The organism is Nocardia callitridis (assembly GCF_039543305.1).
In the GTDB taxonomy this organism is placed as follows: Bacteria; Actinomycetota; Actinomycetes; order Mycobacteriales; family Mycobacteriaceae; genus Nocardia; species Nocardia callitridis.
The window spans coordinates 1,589,483-1,612,580 of sequence record NZ_BAABJM010000001.1; the positions used below are offsets into that span (position 1 = coordinate 1,589,483).

At 65.4% G+C, this 23,098-nt stretch carries 14 protein-coding genes; 10 read left to right on the forward strand and 4 right to left on the reverse strand.

The window, feature by feature from the left end:
• The first annotated feature begins 6 nt into the window (after positions 1 to 6).
• From ABEA50_RS06750 to ABEA50_RS06765, 4 genes are all read left to right on the forward strand, one after another.
• On the forward strand, positions 7 to 1,050 hold the full coding sequence (locus tag ABEA50_RS06750) for an LLM class F420-dependent oxidoreductase (RefSeq protein ID WP_345494164.1): 1,044 nt from the start codon (positions 7 to 9) through the stop codon (positions 1,048 to 1,050).
• 188 nt (positions 1,051 to 1,238) lie between these two features.
• Positions 1,239 to 3,155: a long-chain-fatty-acid--AMP ligase FadD32 gene (fadD32, locus tag ABEA50_RS06755; protein ID WP_345494165.1), complete on the forward strand. Its 1,917-nt coding sequence runs from the start codon at positions 1,239 to 1,241 to the stop codon at positions 3,153 to 3,155.
• A gap of 127 nt (positions 3,156 to 3,282) precedes the next feature.
• Positions 3,283 to 8,592 carry a polyketide synthase Pks13 gene (gene pks13 / locus ABEA50_RS06760; RefSeq protein WP_345494166.1) on the forward strand — a complete coding sequence of 1,770 codons (5,310 nt, stop codon included), beginning with the start codon at positions 3,283 to 3,285 and terminating at the stop codon, positions 8,590 to 8,592.
• Complete coding sequence (locus ABEA50_RS06765; protein ID WP_345494167.1) at positions 8,589 to 10,133, forward strand: acyl-CoA carboxylase subunit beta; 1,545 nt, start codon at positions 8,589 to 8,591, stop codon at positions 10,131 to 10,133. The genes pks13 and ABEA50_RS06765 overlap by 4 nt, the downstream gene beginning before the upstream one ends.
• 68 nt (positions 10,134 to 10,201) lie before the next feature.
• Here ABEA50_RS06765 and ABEA50_RS06770 read toward each other — a convergent pair whose 3' ends face one another.
• A complete protein-coding gene (locus tag ABEA50_RS06770; RefSeq protein ID WP_345494168.1) occupies positions 10,202 to 10,699 on the reverse strand; it encodes a peptidylprolyl isomerase in 498 nt (165 codons plus the stop codon).
• Between the two features lie 135 nt (positions 10,700 to 10,834).
• Between ABEA50_RS06770 and ABEA50_RS06775 the strand changes: the two genes are divergently transcribed.
• From ABEA50_RS06775 to ABEA50_RS06800, 6 genes are all read left to right on the forward strand, one after another.
• Positions 10,835 to 14,164, forward strand: a complete 3,330-nt coding sequence (locus ABEA50_RS06775) for an arabinosyltransferase domain-containing protein (RefSeq protein ID WP_345494169.1) — start codon at positions 10,835 to 10,837, stop codon at positions 14,162 to 14,164.
• 249 nt (positions 14,165 to 14,413) lie between these two features.
• The gene (locus tag ABEA50_RS06780) at positions 14,414 to 14,752 is read left to right on the forward strand and encodes a VOC family protein (RefSeq protein ID WP_345494170.1); all 339 of its coding nucleotides are present in this window, start codon (positions 14,414 to 14,416) and stop codon (positions 14,750 to 14,752) included.
• 135 nt (positions 14,753 to 14,887) lie between these two features.
• Positions 14,888 to 15,208, forward strand: coding sequence for a type VII secretion target (locus tag ABEA50_RS06785; RefSeq protein WP_345494171.1), 321 nt, complete (start codon positions 14,888 to 14,890; stop codon positions 15,206 to 15,208).
• On the forward strand, positions 15,205 to 15,963 hold the full coding sequence (locus ABEA50_RS06790; protein WP_345494172.1) for a WXG100 family type VII secretion target: 759 nt from the start codon (positions 15,205 to 15,207) through the stop codon (positions 15,961 to 15,963). The genes ABEA50_RS06785 and ABEA50_RS06790 overlap by 4 nt, the downstream gene beginning before the upstream one ends.
• Entirely contained in the window at positions 15,963 to 16,502 is a 540-nt protein-coding gene (locus tag ABEA50_RS06795; RefSeq protein WP_345494173.1) for a hypothetical protein, read from the forward strand. The genes ABEA50_RS06790 and ABEA50_RS06795 overlap by 1 nt, the downstream gene beginning before the upstream one ends.
• Positions 16,503 to 16,516: 14 nt before the next feature.
• Entirely contained in the window at positions 16,517 to 17,182 is a 666-nt protein-coding gene (locus tag ABEA50_RS06800; protein ID WP_345494174.1) for a hypothetical protein, read from the forward strand.
• Between the two features lie 358 nt (positions 17,183 to 17,540).
• On the opposite strand, the gene ABEA50_RS06805 is transcribed toward ABEA50_RS06800, so the two are convergent.
• From ABEA50_RS06805 to ABEA50_RS06815, 3 genes are all read right to left on the reverse strand, one after another.
• Positions 17,541 to 17,702, reverse strand: coding sequence for a hypothetical protein (locus ABEA50_RS06805; protein ID WP_345494175.1), 162 nt, complete (start codon positions 17,700 to 17,702; stop codon positions 17,541 to 17,543).
• A 119-nt stretch (positions 17,703 to 17,821) separates the two neighbouring features.
• Positions 17,822 to 21,151 carry an arabinosyltransferase domain-containing protein gene (locus ABEA50_RS06810; protein WP_345494176.1) on the reverse strand — a complete coding sequence of 1,110 codons (3,330 nt, stop codon included), beginning with the start codon at positions 21,149 to 21,151 and terminating at the stop codon, positions 17,822 to 17,824.
• 48 nt (positions 21,152 to 21,199) lie between these two features.
• A complete protein-coding gene (locus ABEA50_RS06815) occupies positions 21,200 to 23,089 on the reverse strand; it encodes a glycosyl transferase (RefSeq protein ID WP_345494177.1) in 1,890 nt (629 codons plus the stop codon).
• Positions 23,090 to 23,098: the final 9 nt, after the last annotated feature.

Genomic DNA, 23,098 nt, shown 5'->3' on the forward strand with positions numbered 1-23,098 from the left:
GAGTTCATGACAGATGCCGCCGCACCGGCCACCACGGCCAACAGTGAAGCGGATGCTGGGTTGACCGCGCTGGGCACACCGGTACGTCCCTTTCGTTTCGCGGCAGCGGGCGAGGGAAATCAGCAGGAAGGCGGCGCGCGCAAGTTCGTCGCGACTGCCCAACAGGCCGAGGAATACGGCTACGACACCTTCGCGGTGCCCGATCATCTCGGCCCGCAGATCGGTCCGATCGCCGCGCTCGGCGCGCTGACCCAGGCCACGAGCAAGATTCGGCTCGCCACCTCCGTGCTCGCCAACGGTTTCCGGCACCCGGTGGTGCTGGCCAAGGATCTCGCCACCATCGACGTGCTGTCCAAGGGGCGGCTCGAGGTGGGCCTCGGCGCCGGCTGGAAGCAGGACGAGTTCCTCGCCGCCGGTATTCCGTACGAGGCACCGAGCGTTCGGATCGAGAAGCTCGAGGAGACGCTGATCATCCTGGATACGCTGCTGCGTGGCCAGGAGTGTCACTTCGAAGGCAAGCACTTCCAGGTTCGAGGAATCAAGGGAACGCCGCGCCCTCGGCAGGGTCCGCGTCCGCCATTGTGTGCGGGCGGTGGCGGTCCGAAGATGCTTCGCCTCGCCGCCAAATACTCCGACGTCATCTCGATCGTGCCGAGGACGACGAAGGAAGGAAAGATGCGGCTGTCGGGCATCACGATGGAGAAGACCATCGAGAAGGTCGAGTGGATCCGCGAGGCCGCCGGTGACCGTTTCAACGACATCGAGTTGAACTGGACCATCACCGCCATCGTCATCACCGACGACCGGGAACAGACCGCGGAGATGGCGCTTTCGGCGCTGGACCGTGGCTTGCACCCCGATCTGGCGGTGGATACGAAGCTGACGGTCGAGGACATCCTGGATTCGCCGTATGTGGCGATCGGGAGCTTCGAGGAGATCGCCGAGAAGATGAAGCGTGTGCGTCAACTCACCTCGATGTCCTACATCGGCGTGTTCCCCACCCAGATGGACGCGTTCGCCCCGATTATTCCCCTGCTGAGAGACGAGTGAGCGGCTGTTCTCTGTAACATGACCCTGGTTTGAGTACATCTAGCCGATAGGCGGTCACCGCGCAAGACCGCATAAAACGTGCAGGCTGACTCCGCACTTGGAGCACCCGCGGCGAAAGCGAGTCGGGGCCGCACAAGTACCAGTGGCGATTCGCCGCTTGCTGCGTGTGCCTCGGAGGAGAAGAAGGAATGGAAGACACTTTCGACGACTACCTGGACGAGACCGGGAACATCCGAATTCCCGCGGATCACACCCTGGTCGATCACGTCGAGAAGCACACCCGTAACGACGCGAACACGTTGGCTTACCGCTACATCGATTACTCGCGCGAGCGCGACGGCGAGGCACATGAGCTGACCTGGCAGGAATTCGGGGTTCGGCTGCGCGCGGTGGCCGCTCGCCTCCAGCAGGTGACCAGTCCGGGCGACCGGATCGCGATCCTCGCGCCGCAGGGCTTGGACTACGTGGTTTCCTTCTTTGCCGCGATCTACGCCGGTGGCATCTCGGTGCCGCTGTTCGACCCGGACGAGCCGGGCCATACCGACCGCCTGCACGCTGTGCTCGGCGACTGCAAGCCTTCGGCCATCCTCACCGCGAGTTCGTCGGCGGCGGGCGTGCGGCAGTTCTTCCGTGCGCTTCCCGCCGCCCAGCGGCCCCGCATCATCGCCGTCGACGCGATCCCGGACACCCTGAGCGAGAAGTGGGTGCGCCCGGATATCTCGATCGACGACATCGCCTATCTGCAATACACCTCGGGTTCCACCAGAACTCCCGCCGGTGTGGAGATCACCCATCGCGCGGTCGGTACCAACCTGTTGCAGATGATCGACGCGATCAACCTGGACTGGAACTCGCGTGGCGTCACCTGGCTGCCGTTGTTCCACGACATGGGTCTGCTGACCGTGATCCTGCCAGCGGTAGGTGGCAAGTTCATTACGATCATGTCGCCGAGCGCGTTCGTCCGGCGGCCCTACCGCTGGATCAAGGAACTGGCCGCCAACTCCGACGGCGCCGGAACCTTCGCCGCCGCACCGAATTTCGCCTTCGAGCATGCTGCGGCACGCGGGTTGCCGAAGAACGGCGAGTCGCTGGATCTTTCGAACGTGATCGGCCTGATCAACGGCAGCGAACCGGTCACAACTGCCTCGATGCGCAAGTTCAACGAGGCATTCTCGCCCTACGGCCTACCCAAGACCGCGATCAAGCCGTGCTACGGCATGGCCGAGGCGACACTGTTCGTCTCCGCGACCAAGGCCGAGGACGAGGCCAAGGTGGTTTACGTCGACCGCACCGAGCTCAACGCGGGCAATATGGTGCAGGTCGACCAGAACGCCGACAATGCCATCGCCCAGGTTTCGTGTGGTTATGTGGCGCTGTCGCAGTGGGCGGCGATCGTCGATCCGGAGACGCTCGAGGACGGCGAAGGCGGGCGCGAGCAGCCCGACGGCCACGTCGGTGAGATCTGGTTGCACGGCAACAACATGGGCATCGGCTACTGGAACCGCACCGACGAGACGGCGGCGACCTTCCAGAACAAGATCACCCGCCGCCAGCCCGAGGGCAGTCACGCCGAGGGCTCCGCCGAGGACGGCAACTGGATGCGCACCGGCGACTACGGCGTGTACTTCCAGGGCGAGCTGTTCATCACCGGTCGCGTGAAGGACCTGGTGATCGTCGACGGACGCAATCACTACCCGCAGGACCTGGAGTTCTCGGCGCAGGAGGCGAGCAAGGCACTGCGTCCCGGCTTCGTCGCCGCGTTCGCGGTGCCGGCGAATCAACTTCCCGCCGAGGTGTTCGAGCAGGGCAGCCATTCCGGGCTGAAGTTCGACGCCGACGACGGCTCCGAGCAACTCGTCGTCGTCGCCGAGCGTGGGCCGGGTGCCGGTAAGGCCGACCCGCTGCCCATCGCCGACGCGGTGCGCGCGGCACTGTCGCAGCGCCACGGCGTGACCGCACGCGATGTGCTGTTGGTGCCCGCCGGTTCGATTCCGAGGACCTCCAGCGGCAAGATCGCTCGCCGCGCCTGCAAGGCCGCTTATGTCGAAGGAAGTTTGCGGGGTGGTTACACCCAGCAGGCTTTCCCCGATGCACCTGAAGAGTAATTAATTGCCCATGGCACGCCGGGACCGAACACGGACCGTGGCGACGACGCGCGGTGCGGACACTTTCTGTGCCGGGCGTCGTTTTGGCGCCTCCGCCCGAGACGTAGACAGGTAGCTTGAGGAATTGATGGCTGACAACGAGGGCTCGCCCGTCCAGACGACCGCCCCTGCCGCCGCGGCGGGGGAAGCTGACCAGGCTGCCTCGGCGATTGCCGAAACCACCGGTGGCGGTGCGGATGCCGAGGTGACCACCGTCGCCGAGCTGCGGGAATGGTTGCGGCGGTGGGTGGCCGACGCGACCGGTCTCCCGGTCGAGCAGATCACCGTCGACCGTCCGATGGAGGAGTTCGGGCTCGCGTCCCGTGACGCCATCGCACTCGGTGGTGACATCGAGGAAATGACCGGTGTGCTGTTGACGGCGACCGTCGTCTACCAGCACCCGACGATCGCCTCGCTGTCGGAGCGGGTCATCAATGGTGAGCCGGACGCGCCGGAGGATTCTTCCGACGACACGTTCTACACCAAGGGTTTCAGTCCCGACGAGGCACACGACATCGCGATCGTCGGTCTGTCCACGCGGTTGCCCGGCGCGGGGGATACGCCGGAGTCGACGTGGGAGTTCCTGATCAATGGCGGCGACGCGATTCGGGAACGGCCGGAAGGCCGGTGGAGCGAGTTCACCAGTGACCCTGAAGTCGCCCAGGCCGTTGATGAGGCGAACACCAGGGGCGGGTACCTCGATCAGAGTGTGATCAAGGGTTTCGACGCGGAATTCTTCGCGATGTCGCCCATCGAGGTCGAACGAGTCGATCCGCAGCAGCGTCTGATGATGGAGCTGACCTGGGAGGCGTTGGAGCATGCCAGGATCCCGGCGAGCGAACTCAAGGGCGGATCCGTCGGCGTCTTCATCGGATCGTCGAGTAACGAATTCCAACTGATCGCCGCGCTCGGACTGGGCGGTGAGCCTGACCCGAACGTGCCGGCCTCGGCTGAGGCGTACGCGATCATGGGCAGCGTCTCCAGCATCATCCCCAACCGGGTGTCGTATTTCTTCGACTTCCGTGGTCCGTCGGTAGCCATCGATACCGCCTGCTCGTCGACCCTTGTCTCTGTGCATCAGGCGGTGCAGTCGCTGCGCAGTGGCGACTCGGATCTGGCGCTGGCAGGCGGCGTGAACGTGCTGCTCTCGCCGATGGCATCGCTCGGTTTCGACCGAAATGGCGGAATCGCCAAAGACGGTCGGCTCAAAGCGTTCTCGTCGGACGCCGATGGTTTCGTCCGTTCCGAGGGCGCGGGTCTCGTGGTCCTCAAGCGCCTGGCCGACGCCGAACGCGACGGCGACAAGATCTACGCCGTGGTCAAGGGCTCTGCCGTCAACAATGACGGTCGCTCGAACGGCCTGCTCGCTCCCAACCCCGACGCGCAAGCCGACGTTCTGCGCCGCGCCTACCGTGACGCAGGTATCGCCCCGTCGACGGTCGACTACATCGAGGCCCACGGCACCGGGACCTTGCTCGGTGATCCGATCGAGGCGGACGCGTTGGGGCGAGTCGTCGGCCGTGGTCGCGACGCCGACAAGCCCGCACTGCTCGGTTCGGCGAAGACGAATTTCGGCCACTTGGAGTCCGGTGCGGGTGCGGCCAGCTTGGCCAAGATCATTATGGCGTTGCAGCACAACGTCTTACCGGCGAACATCAACTTCGCCGGACCCAACCCGTACATCCCTTTCGATCAGGCGCATCTGAAGGTCGTCGACCAGCCGACTGAGTTCCCGCGCTACAGCGGTACCGCGATCATCGGCGTCTCCGGCTTCGGATTCGGCGGCACCAACGCCCACATCGTGGTGCAGGAGTACGTGCCGACACCGGTGACGGCACCGAAGACCGAAGTCGCGTCCTCCGAAACCGAGGATGCGGCAGTCGATCTGGATGAGCAGGCTACCGACGTCATCGCCGAGGCGGCCGAGATCACCGAGGCCGCGCAGGCCGAACCGGTGACCGTCGACGCCGAGCCGACCGCCGTCGAACCTGAATGGACCTCGGCGCGTGCCGAACCACTGCCCGTGATCCTGGCGGTCTCGGGTTACCTGCCTTCGCGCCGTCGTCGCGCCGCCACCGAACTCGCCGACTGGCTGGAGTCCGAGGAAGGCAAAACCGCACCGCTGGCCGACGTCGCGCGCTCATTGGCCAAGCGCAGCCACTGGCGTTCGCGCGGTGTGGTGCTGGCCAAGACGCACGAAGAGGCCGTCGCGGGACTGCGCGCCATCGCGGCGGGCAAGCCCGGCCAGGGTGTGTTCACCTCGGATGCGCCCGCGGCCATGCCGCCGGTGTGGGTGTTCGCCGGGTTCGGCGCACAGCATCGCAAGATGGGTAAGCAGCTCTACCAGGAGAATTCGATCTTCGCCAGGGCCGTCGACGAGGTCGATGAGCTGGTGAACGACGAGGCCGGGTATTCGGTGCGCGAGATGATTCTCGACGACAACCAGGACTACGACGTCGGCACCTCGCAGGTCGGCATCTTCACCATCCAGCTCGGTTTGGCCGCGGTATTGCGCGCCCACGGCGCGAATCCCGCCGCGGTAGTCGGGCATTCGATGGGTGAGGCGGCGGGTGCTTACGTGTCCGGCGGTCTCCCGTTGGAAGACGCCGTGCGGGTGATCTGCGCGCGTTCGCGGCTGATGGGCGAGGGCGAGCAGATGCTCGACGAGTCCGATGTGCGCAATATGGCGTTGGTCGAATACAGCGCCGACGAGGTGGCCGCGCTGCTGCCCGAGTTCCCGGATGTCGAGGTCGCGGTGTACGCGGCGCCGACCAATACCGTCATCGGCGGGCCGGTCGACCAGGTCGCGGCGATCGTCGCGCGGGTGGAGGAAGCGGGCAAGTTCGCGCGCGTGCTGCCAACACGCGGCGCGGGCCACACCTCGCAAATGGACCCGCTGCTGGGCGAATTGGCCGCGGAACTCGCCGGTATCGAACCCACCGCGCTGAAGACCGGCCTGTACTCCACCGTGCACGCTGAGGCGTTCTTCCGTGCGGGTAGCGAGCCGATCCACGACGAGGCCTACTGGGTGAAGAACATGCGCCACAGTGTGTACTTCACGAATGCGGTGCGGCTCGCGGTGAACGCCGGCCACACCACCTTCCTCGAGTTGGCGCCGAACTCCGTCGCGCTGATGCAGGTGCTCGGCACCACGTTCGCGGCGGGCGTGCACGACGCGCAGCTCATTCCGACGCTCAAGCGCAAGGAAGACGAGTCGGCCGGTGTGGTTTCCGCGCTGGCGCAGCTCTACGTGCACGGGCACGCCGTCGACCTGCCCTCGCTGTCGGGGCCAGGTGAGTACGCGGATATTCCGCGAACCACGTTCCTGCGCAAGGAGTTCTGGCCGAAGGTCAGCGTGGCTTCCGGCGCTGGCACCGGTCGGGTGCCTGGCACCCATGTGGCGCTGCCGGACGGCAGGCACGCGTGGGAGGTGTCGGCCTCGTCGGTCACCGATCTCGCCGCGCTGGTACGGGCCGCGGCGACCCAGGTGCTCAGCGATGTGTCGCCGGGCGCGTCGATCGCGCACGCCGTCGTTCCCGCCGCTGGCACGCTCACCACCACGCTCACCCCACATCCCGGCGGTGCCTCGGTGCAGGTGCACGCCAAGGAGGGCACCGGATTCCGGCTGCTGTTCGACGCGGTGGTCACCTCGGGTGCACCCCTGCCGGAACCCGTCGTCGCGGAAGCTGCTCCGGCCGCTGCGGCGGATCAGGAAGCCGCCGCTGATCTCGAAGTGGTCGAAACCTTCGGCGACCGTTGGGATCCGAACGGTACCCAGACACTGGAAGACCGGCTCGGACTGATCGTCGCCGAGTCCATGGGTTACGCGGTCGAAGACCTGCCGATGGAAATCCCGCTGATGGAACTCGGCCTCGACTCGCTGATGGCCGTGCGCATCAAGAACCGCGTCGAGTACGAGTTCGACATCCCGCAGTTGCAGGTGCAGGCGGTGCGCGACGCGAACCTCAACGAGGTCGCCAAGGTGCTGCGCTACGCCATCGAGCACCGTGAAGAGGTGCGCGAAATCGCCGAAAGGCAAGCCGCCGGTGAGGAAATCGCCGTCGACGGTGACTTCGTGACCGCCGCGCGTGCGGCGTTGGCCGCGGGCGAGGACCCGGCCGCGGCACTCGGCGAAGCGGGTGCGCCCGTGCCGGACAAGTCGGACGAGGTTGCCGCCGAAGCGGTCTCGGCTCCCGCAGCCGAGCCGAAGGTCGCCGAGAAGCCAGCACCCAGGGCGGCGGCGCCGAAGCCCGCCGCGGCGCCCGCCGGTTTCGGTGGCGGCCAGCAGACGACGAAGGAACCCGAGGACGACGTACCGCCACGTGACGCCGCCGAACGCTTGACCTTCGCCACCTGGGCCGTGGTCACCGGAAAGTCGGCGGGCGGCATCTTCAACACCCTGCCGATCCTCGACGAGGACACCGCCGAGAAACTGGCCGAGCGCCTGACCGAACGGGTCAAGGCCGAGGTCACCGTGGACGATGTGCTCGACTGCGAGAGCATCGAACAGCTGTCGGACATCGTGCGCACCCTGCAGAACAGTGGTGCGGACGTGGACGGGTTCGTCCGGCCTTTGCGCGCGCGGCCCGACGGGTCGAATGCGGTGCCGATCTTCGTGTTCCACCCGTCGGGCGGAAACACGCTGGTCTATGAGCCGTTGCTGAAGCGTTTGCCGCAGGACGCGCCGATGTACGGCTTCGAGCGAGTCGACGGCTCGATCGAGGAGCGTGCGCGGCAGTACCTTCCCGAGCTGCGCAGGATTCAGGGCGAGGGTCCGTTCATCCTGTACGGCTGGTCATTGGGCGCGGTTCTCGCTTTGCAGGTGGCCCAGTTGCTGCGGGCAGAGGGCGCGGACGTGCGCCTGGTCGGCCTGATCGACTTGGCCATGCCCGCCGAGGACGAGGACAACAGTCGCGAAGGGCGGATGAGTCGCATTCAGCGGTTCCAGGCTTTCGCACAGAAGACCTACGGCGTCGATGGCGAACTCGCGCCCGAACAATTGGCGGAATTGGCCGATTCCTCCGACGAGGATCAGTTCAGGATCGTCTCGGATCTGATCAAGATCAGTGGCACGAAGATTCCAGGTGGCGTACTCGAGCACCAGCGCACGTCGTGGATCGAAGGCCGTGCGCTGCAACAGGTACAGCCAAGCCCCTACGACGGTGATGTGACGCTGTATCTGGCCGATCGCTACCACGACGGAATGATCGAACTGGAGCCGCGCTACGCTGATCGTCTGCCCAATGGTGGGTGGGATGAATACTTGTCGAACCTGGAGATCATGCATATTCCGGGCGACCACCTGCAGATCATCGACGAACCTCGGATCGGAAAGATCGGCGCCGATCTCACCGCGAAGCTCGCCGCGATCGATGCAGCAGCGAAAGGGGCCAAGTGAGCACTACTGCCGAGAAACTCGCCGACCTGCGCAAGCGACTGGAGTTGGCGCAGGAGCCGGCGGGGGAGGCAGCGGTAGCCAAACGGGCGAAGAAGGGAATTCCCAGCGCCCGCGATCGGATCAACATGCTGCTCGATCCCGGCACGTTTGTGGAAACCGGTGCGCTGGTGCGTAAACCGGGTAGCCCCGACGCGCTATACGGCGACGGCGTCGTGACCGGGCACGGCCTGGTCGACGGTAGGCCCGTGGCGGTGTTCTCCCACGACCAAACCGTGTACGGCGGTTCGGTGGGGGAGATGTTCGGCCGCAAGGTCGCCGGTGTGCTCGACTACGCCGCGAAGGTCGGCTGCCCGGTGGTCGGCATCAACGACTCCGGCGGCGCGCGCGTGCAAGAGGCGGTGACCTCGCTGGCCTGGTACGCCGAACTCGGTCAGCGCATCGAACCACTCTCGGGCATGGTGCCGCAGATCTCGCTGATCCTCGGCAAGTGCGCCGGCGGCGCGGTGTACGCGCCGATCAACACCGACGTGGTGGTGGCGACCGAAGAGGCGTACATGTTCGTCACCGGCCCCAAGGTGATTCGGGAGGTCACCGGCGAGGACGTGAGCCTCGAAGAGCTCGGTGGCGCGCACAGTCAGGCCGAATACGGCAATATCCACCACGTCGCCGAGAGCGAGCGCGACGCCTTCGCCTGGGTGCGCGATTACCTGAGCTTCCTGCCGACGAGCTGCCAGGAGCAGGCGCCGGTGATCAACCCCGGCCTCGAACCGGAGATCACCGACAGCGATCGGGAACTGAATTCCCTTGTCCCCGACTCCGACAACGCCGGATACGACATGCACGACATCCTGTTGCGCATCTTCGACGACGGTGGTTTCCACGAGGTCGGCGCCACCGCCGGGCGCAATATCATCACCGGTTTCGCGCGCGTCGACGGACGCAGCGTGGGGGTGGTCGCCAATCAGCCCATGGTCAACGCTGGCGCGCTGGACGCGCGCGCCTCGGACAAGGCCGCGCACTTCGTGCGCATGTGTGACGCCTTCGAGCTACCCCTGGTGTTCGTCGTCGATACACCCGGCTTCCTTCCCGGAGTCGAACAGGAGAAGATCGGCGTCATCAAGCGCGGTGGTCGGTTCCTGTTCTCCTTCGTGGAAGCGACCGTGCCGAAGGTGACCGTGGTGATCCGCAAGTCCTACGGCGGCGGTTACGCCGTGATGGGGTCCAAGCAGCTCGGCGCCGACGTGAACCTGGCGTGGCCGACCGCGCGGATCGCCGTGATGGGCGCGGAGAGCGCCGTGAGTTTGATCGGCGGCAAGCAGATCGAGGCGGCACCGGTTGATCAGCGTGGTGCCGTGCGCCAGCAGATGGTCGACTTCTACAACGCCACCGTCGCGACACCGTGGGTGGCCGCCGAACGGGGTTACGTCGACGCCGTGATCGAACCGGCGACGACGCGGCTGGAACTACGTCGCGCGCTGCACCTGCTGCGGGACAAGAAGTTGGCGCGCAGTCCGCGCAAGCACCACCTGCTTCCGCTGTAAAGAGCGAAACGCGAATCGGGCCGCGACCCCTTGGGGTGCGGCCCGATTCGGTGTATCGGTACTGCTGGTCAGACGATGGTCGCGGAGGTGAGTACCACGTCTTCGACCGGAACGTCCTGGTGTCCGCCCTTGGATCCGGTGCGCACGGCGGCGATCTTGTCGACCACGTCGCTGCCCTCGGTCACGGCGCCGAAAACGGCGTAACCCCAACCCGACTGGGTCTGGGCGGTGTGGTTGAGGAAGTCGTTGTCGGCGATATTGATGAAGAACTGCGCGCTCGCCGAGTGCGGGTCACCGGTGCGCGCCATCGCCACGGTGTACTTGTTGTTCTTCAGTCCGTTGTTCGCTTCGTTCTGGATCGGAGCGTTGGTCGGCTTCTGCTGGAGGCCCGGCTCGAACCCGCCACCCTGAACCATGAAGCCGGGGATCACGCGGTGGAACACGGTGCCGTTGTAGTGGCCGGACCGCACGTACTCCGCGAAGTTCTTCGCCGTGTTCGGCGCGTTCTGATCATCCAGTTCCAGGACGATCTGCCCGTAGTTCGTCTCGAGATTCACTTTGGTCATCCCTACACCTTTTCATGAGTGGCCTTCTCGGCCCGCACGCACAGGGGTGGTTCGAGGGTAGAAACACACCGCTCGACGCGGGACTCGCCCGGCGCGACCAACGGCCCGACATGCGGCCGGTTAACATTGCCAACCGTGCCCGACGTTGCTACCGCTGTGTTGACGAAACCGCCCGCTGACCCGGCGGTTACCCCGAAGGACTTCCGCGTCGCACGAATCGTCGCGGTGCTCGCCGGGATACTCGGTGTGCTGTTCGCGGTCGCGTCGCCGTTCCTACCCGTCAAGCAGACCACCGCGGAACTGAATTGGCCGCAGGACGGCGCGGTCGGCAACGTCCAGGCGCCGCTGATGTCGCAGGTGCCGATCGAGCTTTCGGCGAGCATCCCGTGTAATGCGCTGGCGCAACTGCCCGCCGAGGGCGGGATGCTGCTGGCGACCGCGCCGCCGCAGGGCGACCGTGCCTCGCTGGAGGCACTGTTCGTGCGGGTGTCGGATACCTCGGTGGATGTGATCGACCGCAACGCCGTGGTGGTTTCCACCGATCGCGCGCGGATGAGCGAATGCTCCAGCCTCGACATCACCTCCGATATCGACCGCACGCACGCGGTGTTCACCGGCCTCGTCCAACAGCAGCAGCCCGGCGCCGAACCGGGTGTCAGCGATCTGGTGGAGGGTCAGCTCGTCGGCGACCTGCGTCCCCAGGTGGTCGGGGTCTTCTCCGACCTGAAAGGCGCGGCACCCGAGGGACTTTCGTTCCACATGACGGTGGACTCGCGCTTCTCCTCCAGTCCCACGCTGATCAAGCTCGTCGCGATGATCGCCGCCGTCGTGTGCACCCTGATCGCGCTCGGCGCGCTGGCCAGGCTCGACGGCTCCGATGGCCGCGGCCACCGCAGGTTCCTGCCCGCCAACTGGTTGAAGCCGACCTGGGCCGACGGCGCGGTGATCGGCACGCTGGCCGTCTGGCATTTCGTCGGCGCCAACACCTCCGACGACGGCTACATCCTGAACATGATGCGGGTGGCACCGCACGCGGGATACATGGCCAACTACTTCCGCTGGTACGGCGTTCCCGAGGCGCCGTTCGGTTGGTACTACTACGTCATCCAGCTGTTCACCGAGGTCTCCACCGCCAGTGCGTGGGTGCGTATTCCCGCGCTGCTGTGCGCGATCCTGTGCTGGATGGTGATCAGCCGCGAGGTCGTTCCCCGGCTCGGCCGCGGCGTTCGCACCAACAAGGTGGCGCTGTGGACCGGCGGACTGGTGTTCCTGGCCTTCTGGCTGCCCTACGACAACGGCCTGCGTTCGGAGCCCATCGTCGCGCTCGGCGCCCTGCTCACCTGGGTATCGATCGAACGAGCCATCGCGACAGGACGACTGCTCCCCGCTGGAGTCGCGGTGATCGTCGCCGCGTTCACCCTCGCGGCCGCACCGACCGGGCTGATGTGTGTCGCCGCGCTGCTGGCCGGAATTCGGCCACTGGTGCGGATCGTCGTGCGCAGGCATCGAGAATTCGGCACCGTCGCCTTGCTCGCACCGATCGCGGCGGCCGGTGTGCTCGTGTTGACCGTTGTTTACAGCGACCAGACCTTCGCCGCCATCCAGGAAGCCAACCGGGTGCGTCAGCTCACCGGCCCCAACCTGGCCTGGTACGAGGACTACCTGCGCTACTACTACCTGTTCGTGGAGACCGTCGACGGTTCGTTGCCGCGCCGGTTCGCGTTCCTGGTGATGCTGCTGTGCCTGTTCACCACCATGCTGGTGCTGTTGCGGCGCAGGCGGATTCCCGGCCTCTCCAGCGGGCCGACCTGGCGACTGATGGGTGTCATCATCGGCACCATCTTCTTCATGATGTTCAACCCCACCAAGTGGACCCACCACTTCGGTGTGTACGCGGGCATCGCGGGTGCGTTGGCGGCGGCCACTGCCGTCGCGGTGTCGGCGAGTGCGTTGCGTGCGCGCAAGAACCGCGCGATCTTCCTCGCCGGATTGCTGTTCGTGCTGGCCATCTCCTTCTCCGGCATCAACGGTTACTGGTACGTGTCGGCGTTCGGGGTGCCGTGGTTCGACAAGCGGATCTCGCTGCACGGCGTCCAATCGAACACGGTGCTGCTGGTGTTGTTCGCGGCGTCGTTGGTGCTGGTCGCCTGGCATCTGCTGCGTGAGGGTTATGCGAAACCGCCGAGTTCGTCGAAGACGGCGCGTGGCAGGCGGATTCGCAAGTTCGCCGCGATCCCGCTGACCGTTGTCGCGGCGCTTATGGTCGCGATCGAGGTGTTTTCGCTGGTCAAGGGTGCGGTATCGCAGTATCCCGCCTATTCGTTGGCGCGGTCGAACTTCGATGCCGTCGGCGGAAGCAGCTGCGGAATGGCCAATGACATTCTGGTGGAATCGGATCCGAACGGCGGCAAGTTGGCGCCGATCATCGATCCGGCGAATCCACCGAGCGACCCGAACGACCCGCTGGCCGGCGTCGATCCCGCCGGTTTCGACGCCAACGGTGTGCCGAACGACCTGTCCGCGGACACCGTCGAGGTGAAGCCCGGTACCGGCAACACTTCCACCCAGTCGGTGGGCGCGGCCTTCGCCGATGGCCAGGCCGCGGGTACCGGAGGCGGTCAGGGTGCGCTCGGCGTCAACGGCAGCACCGTGGCATTGCCGTACGGACTCGACCCGGCGACCACGCCGGTACTCGGCAGCTACCAGAACGGCATTCAGGAGCCCGCGCACCTCACCTCCAGTTGGTATGAGTTGGCGCCGAGGTCGGCCGACAAGCCGCTGGTGGTGATCACCGCCGCCGGTCGCATCCTGTCGTTCGACGAGACCGGTGCGATGAAGTACGGCCAGTCGCTCACCGTGGATTACGGCAAGCGTCAACCCGACGGCAGCGTGCAGAAGCTGGGCACCTACCTGCCGCGCGATATCGGCCCGTTCCCGTCCTGGCGCAACCTGCGCATCCCGTTGGACGAGATTTCCCCCGACGCCGACACCGTGCGCATCGTCGCCAACGACCCGATCCTGATCGGCGACCAGTGGTTGGCCTTCACCCCGCCGCGCATGCCGAGCGTGCAGTCGCTCAACACCGTCCTCGGTTCCGAGCGCCCGATCCTGCTGGACTGGGCCGTCGGCCTCCAATTCCCTTGCCAGCGCCCGTTCGACCACAAGAACGGCGTGGCCGAGGTTCCGGAATACCGCATCCTGCCCGACCGCCCGTTGGCCGTCAGCTCCACCGACACCTGGCAGGCGGAGGAAAACGGTGGCCCCCTCGGCTTCTCCCAAATGCTCGCAAAGTCGACCACCATCCCCACCTACATGAAGAACGACTGGGCCCGCGACTGGGGCTCCCTGGAGCGCTACGACCAGTACTACCCCGACGCCACCCCCGCCAAGATCGACACCGGAACCACCAACCGCTCCGGTTTCTGGACTCCGGGGCAGCTGCGGGTGGTGCCGAGCGCCGGGTAGTAGGCGTTCCTCGGCACCGAGGGCTTCTGCGAGCGCGAATGTCGTCTGCCCTGACGGCATTCGCCGGGGCCGACCCCACCGAGGGGGCGTCGTACGGCGCAGCGCGAGAACCAAGGCTGATGCTCCGCAGGTCTTCTGAATCCGGCAAGATGAGATTGCTGAAGTGGTAGACGTGGAGTTAGCGGATTCGGCGTGGTGCCGGGCCAGGAGATCGGGGGATCTGTGGGTGCGATTGCGACGTTCGGTGCTGTGTCGCTCGATAGTGCCGACACGCGTCAGCTCGGGCGCTTCTACTGCGCGCTACTGAATTTCGAGGTGGTGCACGAATCCGACGAATTGGTGGTGCTCAGAGGGGGCGGGGTACTGCTGACCGTCGAGCGGGTGGAAGAGCATCGAGTGCCGGATTGGCCGGGAAATGAGGTACCCAAGCAGATGCACCTGGATCTGTTTGTCGACGATCTCGATGCCGCTGAGCGGGCGGCGATCGAGATCGGTGCGGTGAAGCCTGATTTTCAGCCAGCACCGCAGCGTTGGCGGGTGCTCCTCGACCCCTCGGGCCATCCGTTCTGCCTCACGATCCGCCCCTGATACCAGACGGCAGAGACCTCAGATGCCCAGAGCTGAATGGAACCGTTAAGCCTTGGGTTCCGTCAGATACTTTGTCGGAGTGGGTCGGTGGACCCGCTCGCACGTTAGAGGATTACAGGACAGTTAGGTGTACGGATGGCAGCAGAGTTCCAAGTCAACCCAGACGACGTCGACTCTGCGGCGCGTCAGCTGTGGAAGATCGCCGAAGACAACAGCCAGGCTGTCACATTCGCCCAGAAATGGCTTGAAGTCCAGAACAGTGGCGGGCTCGTCTTGACGCCAGTTCTTGATCAGTTGCAGGAGTCATGCGAGCAGCTGAAGTCCAACTACGAGCGGTTGGGCACTGTAACGGACAACTCATCCAGCGAACTCACCAACGCCGCGCGCATGTACCGGACTACCGATTCGACGAGCGCGAAGAATATGGACGTATATTACGGAAAGCTGGGGGAATGACCGCAACCTCGTATCCCGTCGAGAAGTTGTCTGAGCCAGAGTCTTTGGACCCGGTCCATGACTACGTCGAGCTAGTCATCAGCGGAAACGGCACAAGCTTGACATACCATCTCAACAACGTCATTGCGATGGCGACCAGCCCATTCGTAGATGGTGGTGGTTTCAATTGCCTGTCCACGATCACCAACAATCTTTCTGGGGATTGGGTCGGGCTGCAGAAGTCGGCGGACGCGATCCGCAAGCTCGCTGAGTACAACCGGAGCTATCACGGGTCGATCGATGGCGCGATGAGTAATGTCGAGAAATCGTGGCAGGGTAACGCGGCAGAAAGCTCACGAGCGTACTTCTCGTCGCTGACAACAGCTCTCGACGGCCAAGCTGACGCTCTGGGACAGGTTGCGGACGAAATCTCAGCGTATGCTCTCGCTTCCTATGGCATGGCTAATGGGATCGCCGACTTGGTACAGACCCTCGGTGATCTCGCCATCGAATGGGCGGTTACTCAGGCGGCGGCGGTCGCATCGGCTTCGACTGTCATCGGAGCTGGCGTGACGGCAGCACTCGAGGCGGTGGCGGCTGCACTGGCCGTCTACATGGCGACCAGAGTCGTGAAGATCCTCGGCAACCTCGGCCACATGGTGAATGCTTCCGAAGCCTTGGTAGGCATGATGTCTGGGGGGATCAATGCGGCGATGGAAGCGTCGCAGATTCCCGCGCTTCCCACCTCGTCCTACGATCACCCCGGCGTGGTCTGATGGCGAAACACGACGATGAGCCCATTCTCGACTTGGTTAGCCACGATACGGGTATCTCACGCCACCTCTCGAAGGCGTTGAAGGTTCTTGTCGACAGTCCGGGGATCGATAAGAACTTGCAGAAGCAGCTACGCGAGATCATGAACGGCCAGGGCAGCCTACGCGATTTGGCTGGCAGCGAGTCGTTTACGCGACTCAGTGAGGCGGCGATGTCCAAGCTCGCAGCGCAGACGCCGAAATCGCGGGAGGAGATGCAACGGCTTGCCCAGGCTGGAGAGCAGGTGCTCGACACATACCGCAACGAGGTTTCCAGTGTCTCGCCTCCCTTGGCTGACGGAACGGAAGCGGCTCCATCCAGTTCGTACCCGGCCCCTGCCACAACCCACGCCGCTCCTCCGCCCATACCCGCTGACCGCGCGGATTATGGAGTGATTCCTGGGACACGGAAGCCGAACCGCGAGCGGATCGTCACCTCTGAGGAACTCGATGAGGACGACTTGTACTACCGAGACCGGCGGCAAAAGGGCTGGTTGGAATGAGTAGGTGGGGGGAGATGGCCGACAGTGATCCGGGGCGTGACGGACGTTCGGGCGGGTACAACGTGCCGGTTCGACTGAGGCGCTGTCGAGAACCATTGGCACACACCAAGTTGCTGTACCAGGACCGCGCTTCGCGCAGCGTCGCGCCGCTGGAATTGGAGATCGCGCAGGATCTTCCGGATGTTTGCAGTCGGCACGGGCGTCATGCAGTGTCGCGCAAGCCGATCAGGATGTGTTTTTACGATACGAAGCAGCACCCCCGGTTTCCGCGCATGATCGTGGAGAACTGGCCTACGCGTCAGCTCTCGCCGATGTCGACGATTCTCGTTGGTTCGTGGCCGGTGTGTGATCGGTGTGGTGGGTCGAGCCGCCGCTTACGGCAAACTGCCGCGGCCCTGGGGGTGGCGATGGTCCTGAATTTGTTCACCTTGATCGCCTTACTCATCGCAGGCAGGATCGGTCTCGACGTTCATGCCGCGATCCGGCCGATGGTGTGGGCGTTTTTCCCTGGCTCGATCCCCATTGGTCTCTGTGCCGTAGCGCTCCTATTGCGTACCGGTGCTGAGCCGGTGGAGTTCCTACCTATCGATGATGAACGATGCGCCGTTGTTCGCGCTGACCGGCGTTTCGGCGACGCGGTGTTGGCGATGCCTGGATCGACCAGCGCCGACAACACCTGACCCCTGTCTTGTTCGCGTCCGCCACCCGACCGGTTCGGAATCTGTTCGTCGGCGAACTTGATGTGGATGAGCGGGTGGCGATCGAGGTCGGTGCGAGGAAACCCGCGAGTTTCACCGCCGTCGTCCTGACCCACTGCCGGATGCTATTCGCCTCGCCTGGGTCCGTATCTCTGCTGCCTCACGGTCCGCCCCTGATACGAGACCCGTCCCGCTCGATCTCGGCCACATGGTGGCCAAAAAGTAGGGCCGTCGTGGCAGTGCGCTCAGCTCTGCCGGACGGCCCGGATTTGCGTGTCGACAATCGCCGGATGCGGCTGCGCGACCACCCCCCCTTGTCGTCTTCAGATCAGGATCGCCGTCACACCTTGGCTATCATGCGCTGGCCGAGTTCGCGGCGGAGTACCTCTTGGGCGGGGAGTCGGCCGAGCACGCGTAGTACCGCGGGGCGCAGCTCGCGCTGCTCCTCCTCGGTGAGTAGACCGACGAGATCGCGAAGAGCCATATCCTCGAAAGACGTCATGCGATCCAGGGTACTGATCCATTCGTTGTGCGTCTCGGATTCGAATCATCACTGGTGGAAGCAGTTTTCATACCGGACAGCCGGTTCTGCGCTCGCGGCTGTCCGGTTGTCGATTCTGTCTACTTCGCCCGAATCGGATCGTCCTTCGCCATGCCGGAGCGCGACTGCACGGTTGCCTCGAGCGTCGCGGGACGGGCATTCGATTCATAGGGGGTGAACCGTTCGAGCGAACCCCAATCGCGACTCAGATCGTGGTCGAGGTACGTCGGGACGGTCTCGGACTCCATCAGTAGACCGGTCCAGCCGAGTGGGCCGCCGCCGACTTCGTCTTGCCACGCGTTCGACGCGTCGGAGCCGTTACGGTCGGGCAGAATCCGCCAGCGCGGTACCTCGGCGACACCGTCGTGATGGTCGAACGGCCGCTGGCACGGGAACGCCAACCCCACGTGCCAATCCAACAGCACCGGATCCTGGCGGCCCACCACCGAATCCAAGGTGGCCAACTCGGGCAGCCGCGGCGGCGTCACCGCCAACCACTGCTTCTGCGTGATGTCGTTGTCGACGGCGACCAGACGCACCGCGTTCACACCGTCGGGCAACTGGTCGAGGGGCACCCGCAGGTTGCGCCACGAGGGCGCGGGTCCGATATCGATCGGGTCCACCGAGCCCAGCGCGCGCATCGCACCATCCTGTTCGCGCACACCGTATTCCAGGTGCAATTCCTGGCCGTAGTGCACAACACCATCCGCGTCGACCGACTGGATCCTGCCCGCCGCGGTGATCACGAGCGCCTGGTAGGCCGGATCGTCGCGCACCGCGTTCAGGTCGAGTTGGTACCACTGCGAGGTGAGCGCCGCCTGCTGTTGTTCGCCGGAGCGGTAGCTGCCGAGTACCGGCGTCTTGGCCGGATCGAGGCCGAACGGCAATTTCACGGTGCTGCCGTTGATTCCGGTCTGCTCGGTGGTGCCGCCACCGGTTCCGGCGCCGGTGGTGTTGGTGGTCTTGTTCTCGTTGTCGGACTCGATGGAATTGGCGCCGCCCGCGGTGGTCTCCTCGGCGTCGGCGGTCAGATCCTTGGCCACACCGTCGGGGGTGAAGCCCTTGGACGGTGTGGCGTCCTGCTCATCCGGTGCCTGCAGTGCGTTGGCCGGATCGCCGGAGTACGGGGTGAGCAGCGAGTCGGCGGTATTCGATTCCACCAGCACGTCATTGGCCAGCCCGCAGGTATTACCGGTGAGCGATTCGAGATTCGACTTGGTGATCGAGTAGGCGGGGTACTGGGTGACCGCGCCCTTGGCCAGCGAGGCCACCTCGAAGAGAACCAGCGCGGCGGCGGCGATGGTGAGCGGCGCCGATGCCCAACGGTCGAACCGCTTGGGCGCCACGGGTTTCGTCCCTCGATACGGTTCTCGGAAATGCAGCCAGACGGCGGCGATCAACGCCAGCCCGCTGAGCCCGAGGAATGCGGTGGAAAGCCCCTTCCCCGCGAGCACCGGTGCCTTGTCCCACCACGGAATACCGAAGCTGGACACATACCACCAGCCATTGGAGCCGGTGAAGGTGATCGCGAGCAGGAAAAGTACCGCGGCACCGAACAACGCGCGATTGCGTGGTGACCGAATGCCCTCGGTGCCGACGGCCACCGCCGCGAGCGCGGCCAGCGATCCGGCCAGACCCGCGTACACACCGAAGTGGTGGGTCCACTTGGTGGGGGTGAACATCATCAACAGCAGCGAGGCGAACACGATGCCGAGAATGCGCACCGAGGGACCACGCGAGGTGCCGGGAATACGACCCTTGCGCAGCACCTGCAAAACGCAGACAAGCAGGCACAGCAGCATCACCAGCACGCCGAAGCGTCGACTCAACGACCCGTCGGGGGCGAGCATCATCAGCGAATCCCAGCGGGTGCGCTCGTCGAACCACGCCACATTGGGTCCGACGAGGGTGCGCACGCGTGTCGCTTCCAGCACGGTCGCCAGGGTCTGGTCGGCGAAAACCACCACCAGCACCAGGGTTCCGGCCGCGGCGCCGGGTGCGAGCAGCGCGGCGTAACGGAAAAGGCCCTTCGTGAACGAACTTCGTCGCGCACCCGCCTGCGCTGGTGCGCCGGTGACATCGCGAGCGCGACGAATGATGATCTGCAACACCGGCCGTGATCCGGCGATCAACGCCGCGATACAGATCAATCCGGTCGGCCCGGCCGCCAAGGAGAACGCCGCGATCAATACCGCCACCGCCGCGGGCAACAGCCGACCGGTCGCGATGGCGCGCTCGATCGAACACCAGGTGAGCAGCGCACCCGCGGCGATCAACGGTTCGGGACGCAGACCATTGTCGTAGGGCAGCCAGAAGGCGAGGAAGACCAGGCCGGCGGTCCACAACGCCACCTTGTGCCGACGCACGCGGGCGCCGAGGCGCGGCAACACCTCTCGGCTGATCACCAGCCAGCACACGATCCCGGCGATCAACGCGGGCAACCGCATCCACAGGCTGGCGTCGCTGATCTTGGTCATCCAGGCCAGCACCTCATAGGACCAACCGAACGGCGCCTCGGGCACCCCGAACCAGCGGTAATAGTTCGCCATGTAGCCGGAGTGCTCCGAGACTCGTGCCATGTTCAGGATGTAGCCGTCGTCGGAGGTGTTGGCGCCGATGACATGCCACAGCACGAGCGTGCCGAGCACGACGCCGTCGGCGGCACCGAAGCGCCACCAGTGCGCGGGCAGGAACCGACGCGGCCGCCTGCCGTCGCTGTTGTCGAGCAGGTGCAGCGCGATCAACGCGAGGATCGTGAACACCGCCGCGGCGATGATGGCGGCCAGCTTCAACACCGAAGGCGACGAGGAGAAACGCGAGTCGAGGTCGGCGTGCAACCGGGCACCCTCGAGTTGTCCCGCGTCGAGATCGGTGAACACACCGACCATTTGGGGTCGGATGTCGCGGGTGACCTCGGCACGAAACGGCGTGCCGTCCTGCCGGGTCGCGCCCTGGATCTCGGCGGTCGTCACGGCGGCGGTGGAGGAGACGGTGACTTCGCTACAACCGCCGATTTCCGCCAGCGGCGCCGAAAGCAGTGGCACATCGCGCAGCACCACCGACAGCGTGCCCTCGGTGACGGACACAACCAGGCCCTTGCTCGCCGCCGCACCCGAGGCGGTGGGCACTGTGGACAGCACGTGGTGCGCCGCGGTGTCGCCGGAGACGGGCGCGGTCTCGGCGCCGCGAATCAGCGCGCACGGCAACGTCGTATCCAGCCGCAACGGCAGATAGGACACCAGGGGAGCCTCGACACTGGTGGCCCCCGCCTGCGGCCAATCGAGCGTCGCCCTGTCCTCACGCACCGGCAGCAATGGTGTCAGGAGGGCGAGCAAGAACCCGATCAGCCCACAGACGAGGGCGATCAGGCGATTACGGGTGAACGCTCGAGTAGCTCGGTCCGGTCGCACGGACGTTGATGCTAGCCACCGTCTTCGGTCGGCCGCACGGCCCGGCACTTACCGCAACGTGTGCACATCCCACAACCACACGTCGTCGACGCGGGTCGGCACGAACCCCAGTAGCTCGGTCACCGTTGTGCGCAGGGTGTCGCCGTTCTTGGTCGCGGGCAGGACGAGCACGTCTGCCTGCCAGAACCGAAGGTCGGTCACAACCTGTTCGCGCGTGTTGGCGTCGATGCGCGGGACGAGGCCGGATTCCTGGGCGTCGACCAACAGGGACGTGGTCACCCGGTTCTGCGGGCCGTAGATCCCCTTCTGCTGGGTGCCTTCTTGATCGGGTGGTCCCGCGGGGCCGACGAAATAGCCGCCGGAGAGCGGGAATCCGAAGCCCGCGTCGATCTGCCAGTGCAGCGCCTTGGCATCGGGGGCGCGGGCGGGCGGCACCATCACCACCGAACCGTCGGTGACGTAGCGATGCACCGCGCCGCCGGAGAAGAACTCCGGGGTGGCGGCGCGCTCGGTGACCGGAAGAACCGTCGGTGTCAGTGGCAGCAGCGCGCACAACAGTGCCGCGAACCAGGCCAGCGGGCGCCAATCGTCGGCGGTCCGTTGCCAGGCCGCTACCGCGCGTTCGGTGGCCATGGCCAGTACCACCGCGATCGCGGGCACCACGGCCATGGTGAGCCTGGTCTCCAACACGGTGTTGAGTAGCGGCACGTGTTCGGCCCAGCTCCACGGCAGACCGATCACCGTCTCGCCGTGGCCGAATTTGGCTACCGGGCCGAACGACAGCACGGTGAACACCACGATGACCGCGGTAGTGGCGCGCACTACGCGTTCGCGCCACAGCAGTTTCAGCGTCACCACGAGCAGAAGCAGCAGTGGCCACCCGAAGTACGCGTTCTGCTCGGTGTCGTTGATCGCGACGTTTTCGCCCGGCGCGAATACCCCGCCCAGTGATTCGGACGGGAATTGCGCGATCGACTTGATGTCGTTGCCCATCGGCCCGTGGTCGATCTCGCGGTAGCTCTGCGGTCCGAAGAACTGCCACCACAGCGGAATCGCGGTGAGCAGCAGGGTGATCGTGGCCGCGACGGCGAGGGTGGGTGCGATGCCGCGCAGCACGCGCAGCGCCAACTTGGGTTCGCGCAGGTAATAGGCGGCGCCGAAGACGCCGAACGCCAACGCGAAGATCAGCAGCGGTTCCTCACCGAACGCGATCTGCAACGCCACCAGCAGTCCGAGGGCGACCGCGTTCAGCACGAGCCCGCGTCCTCGGTCGCCCGAACCGACCGACGCCCGCCGCGCCATCCTGATCAGCTGACCGGCGATGATCGGAAGTAGCGGCAGCATCACGAAATTCGGGTGCGCGTTGGCATGCGAGATCATGGCGGGGGCGAAGCCGCAGAGGAGCCCACCGATGGTGGCGGCGAACCGGCTGCTGGTCAGGTAGCGCGACAACAGCCAGTACCAGCCGATGGCGGTGGTGGCCAGACCGAGGGTGAGCACGAGCACGAAGGTGACGGTCGGGCCGAACAGCAGCGTGATGGGGGTGAACGGGACGCCGACACCGAACATGGCGGTGTTGGCCATCATGTTCACCCCGGCGGGGAAGTTTTGCAGCGTGCTGCCGAGCGGATTCTGTAAGTGGGCCACCGAATGCGCGGTGACGGAGAAAAACCACTCCCACATGGCCTGGTCCTGACCGCTCTTGATCAGATACCCGCTGTGTGTGTTGCGCCACAACCCGGAAAGCACCGCGACGGCGAGCAGGCCGAACCCGGTGGAGACCAGCAGATCGGTGCGGTCGAACTTCGCGCTGAGCGTGGAACGCGCGGTGCGCAGGCGCCGCTGGAGCACCCCGATAGGGCTGGATTCTCGCTCCGCGCCGCCTACCGTCGCCGACCCGTCCTGTTCGACGAGATCGACGCGTACTGCCCGTTCCACCTGTAAAAC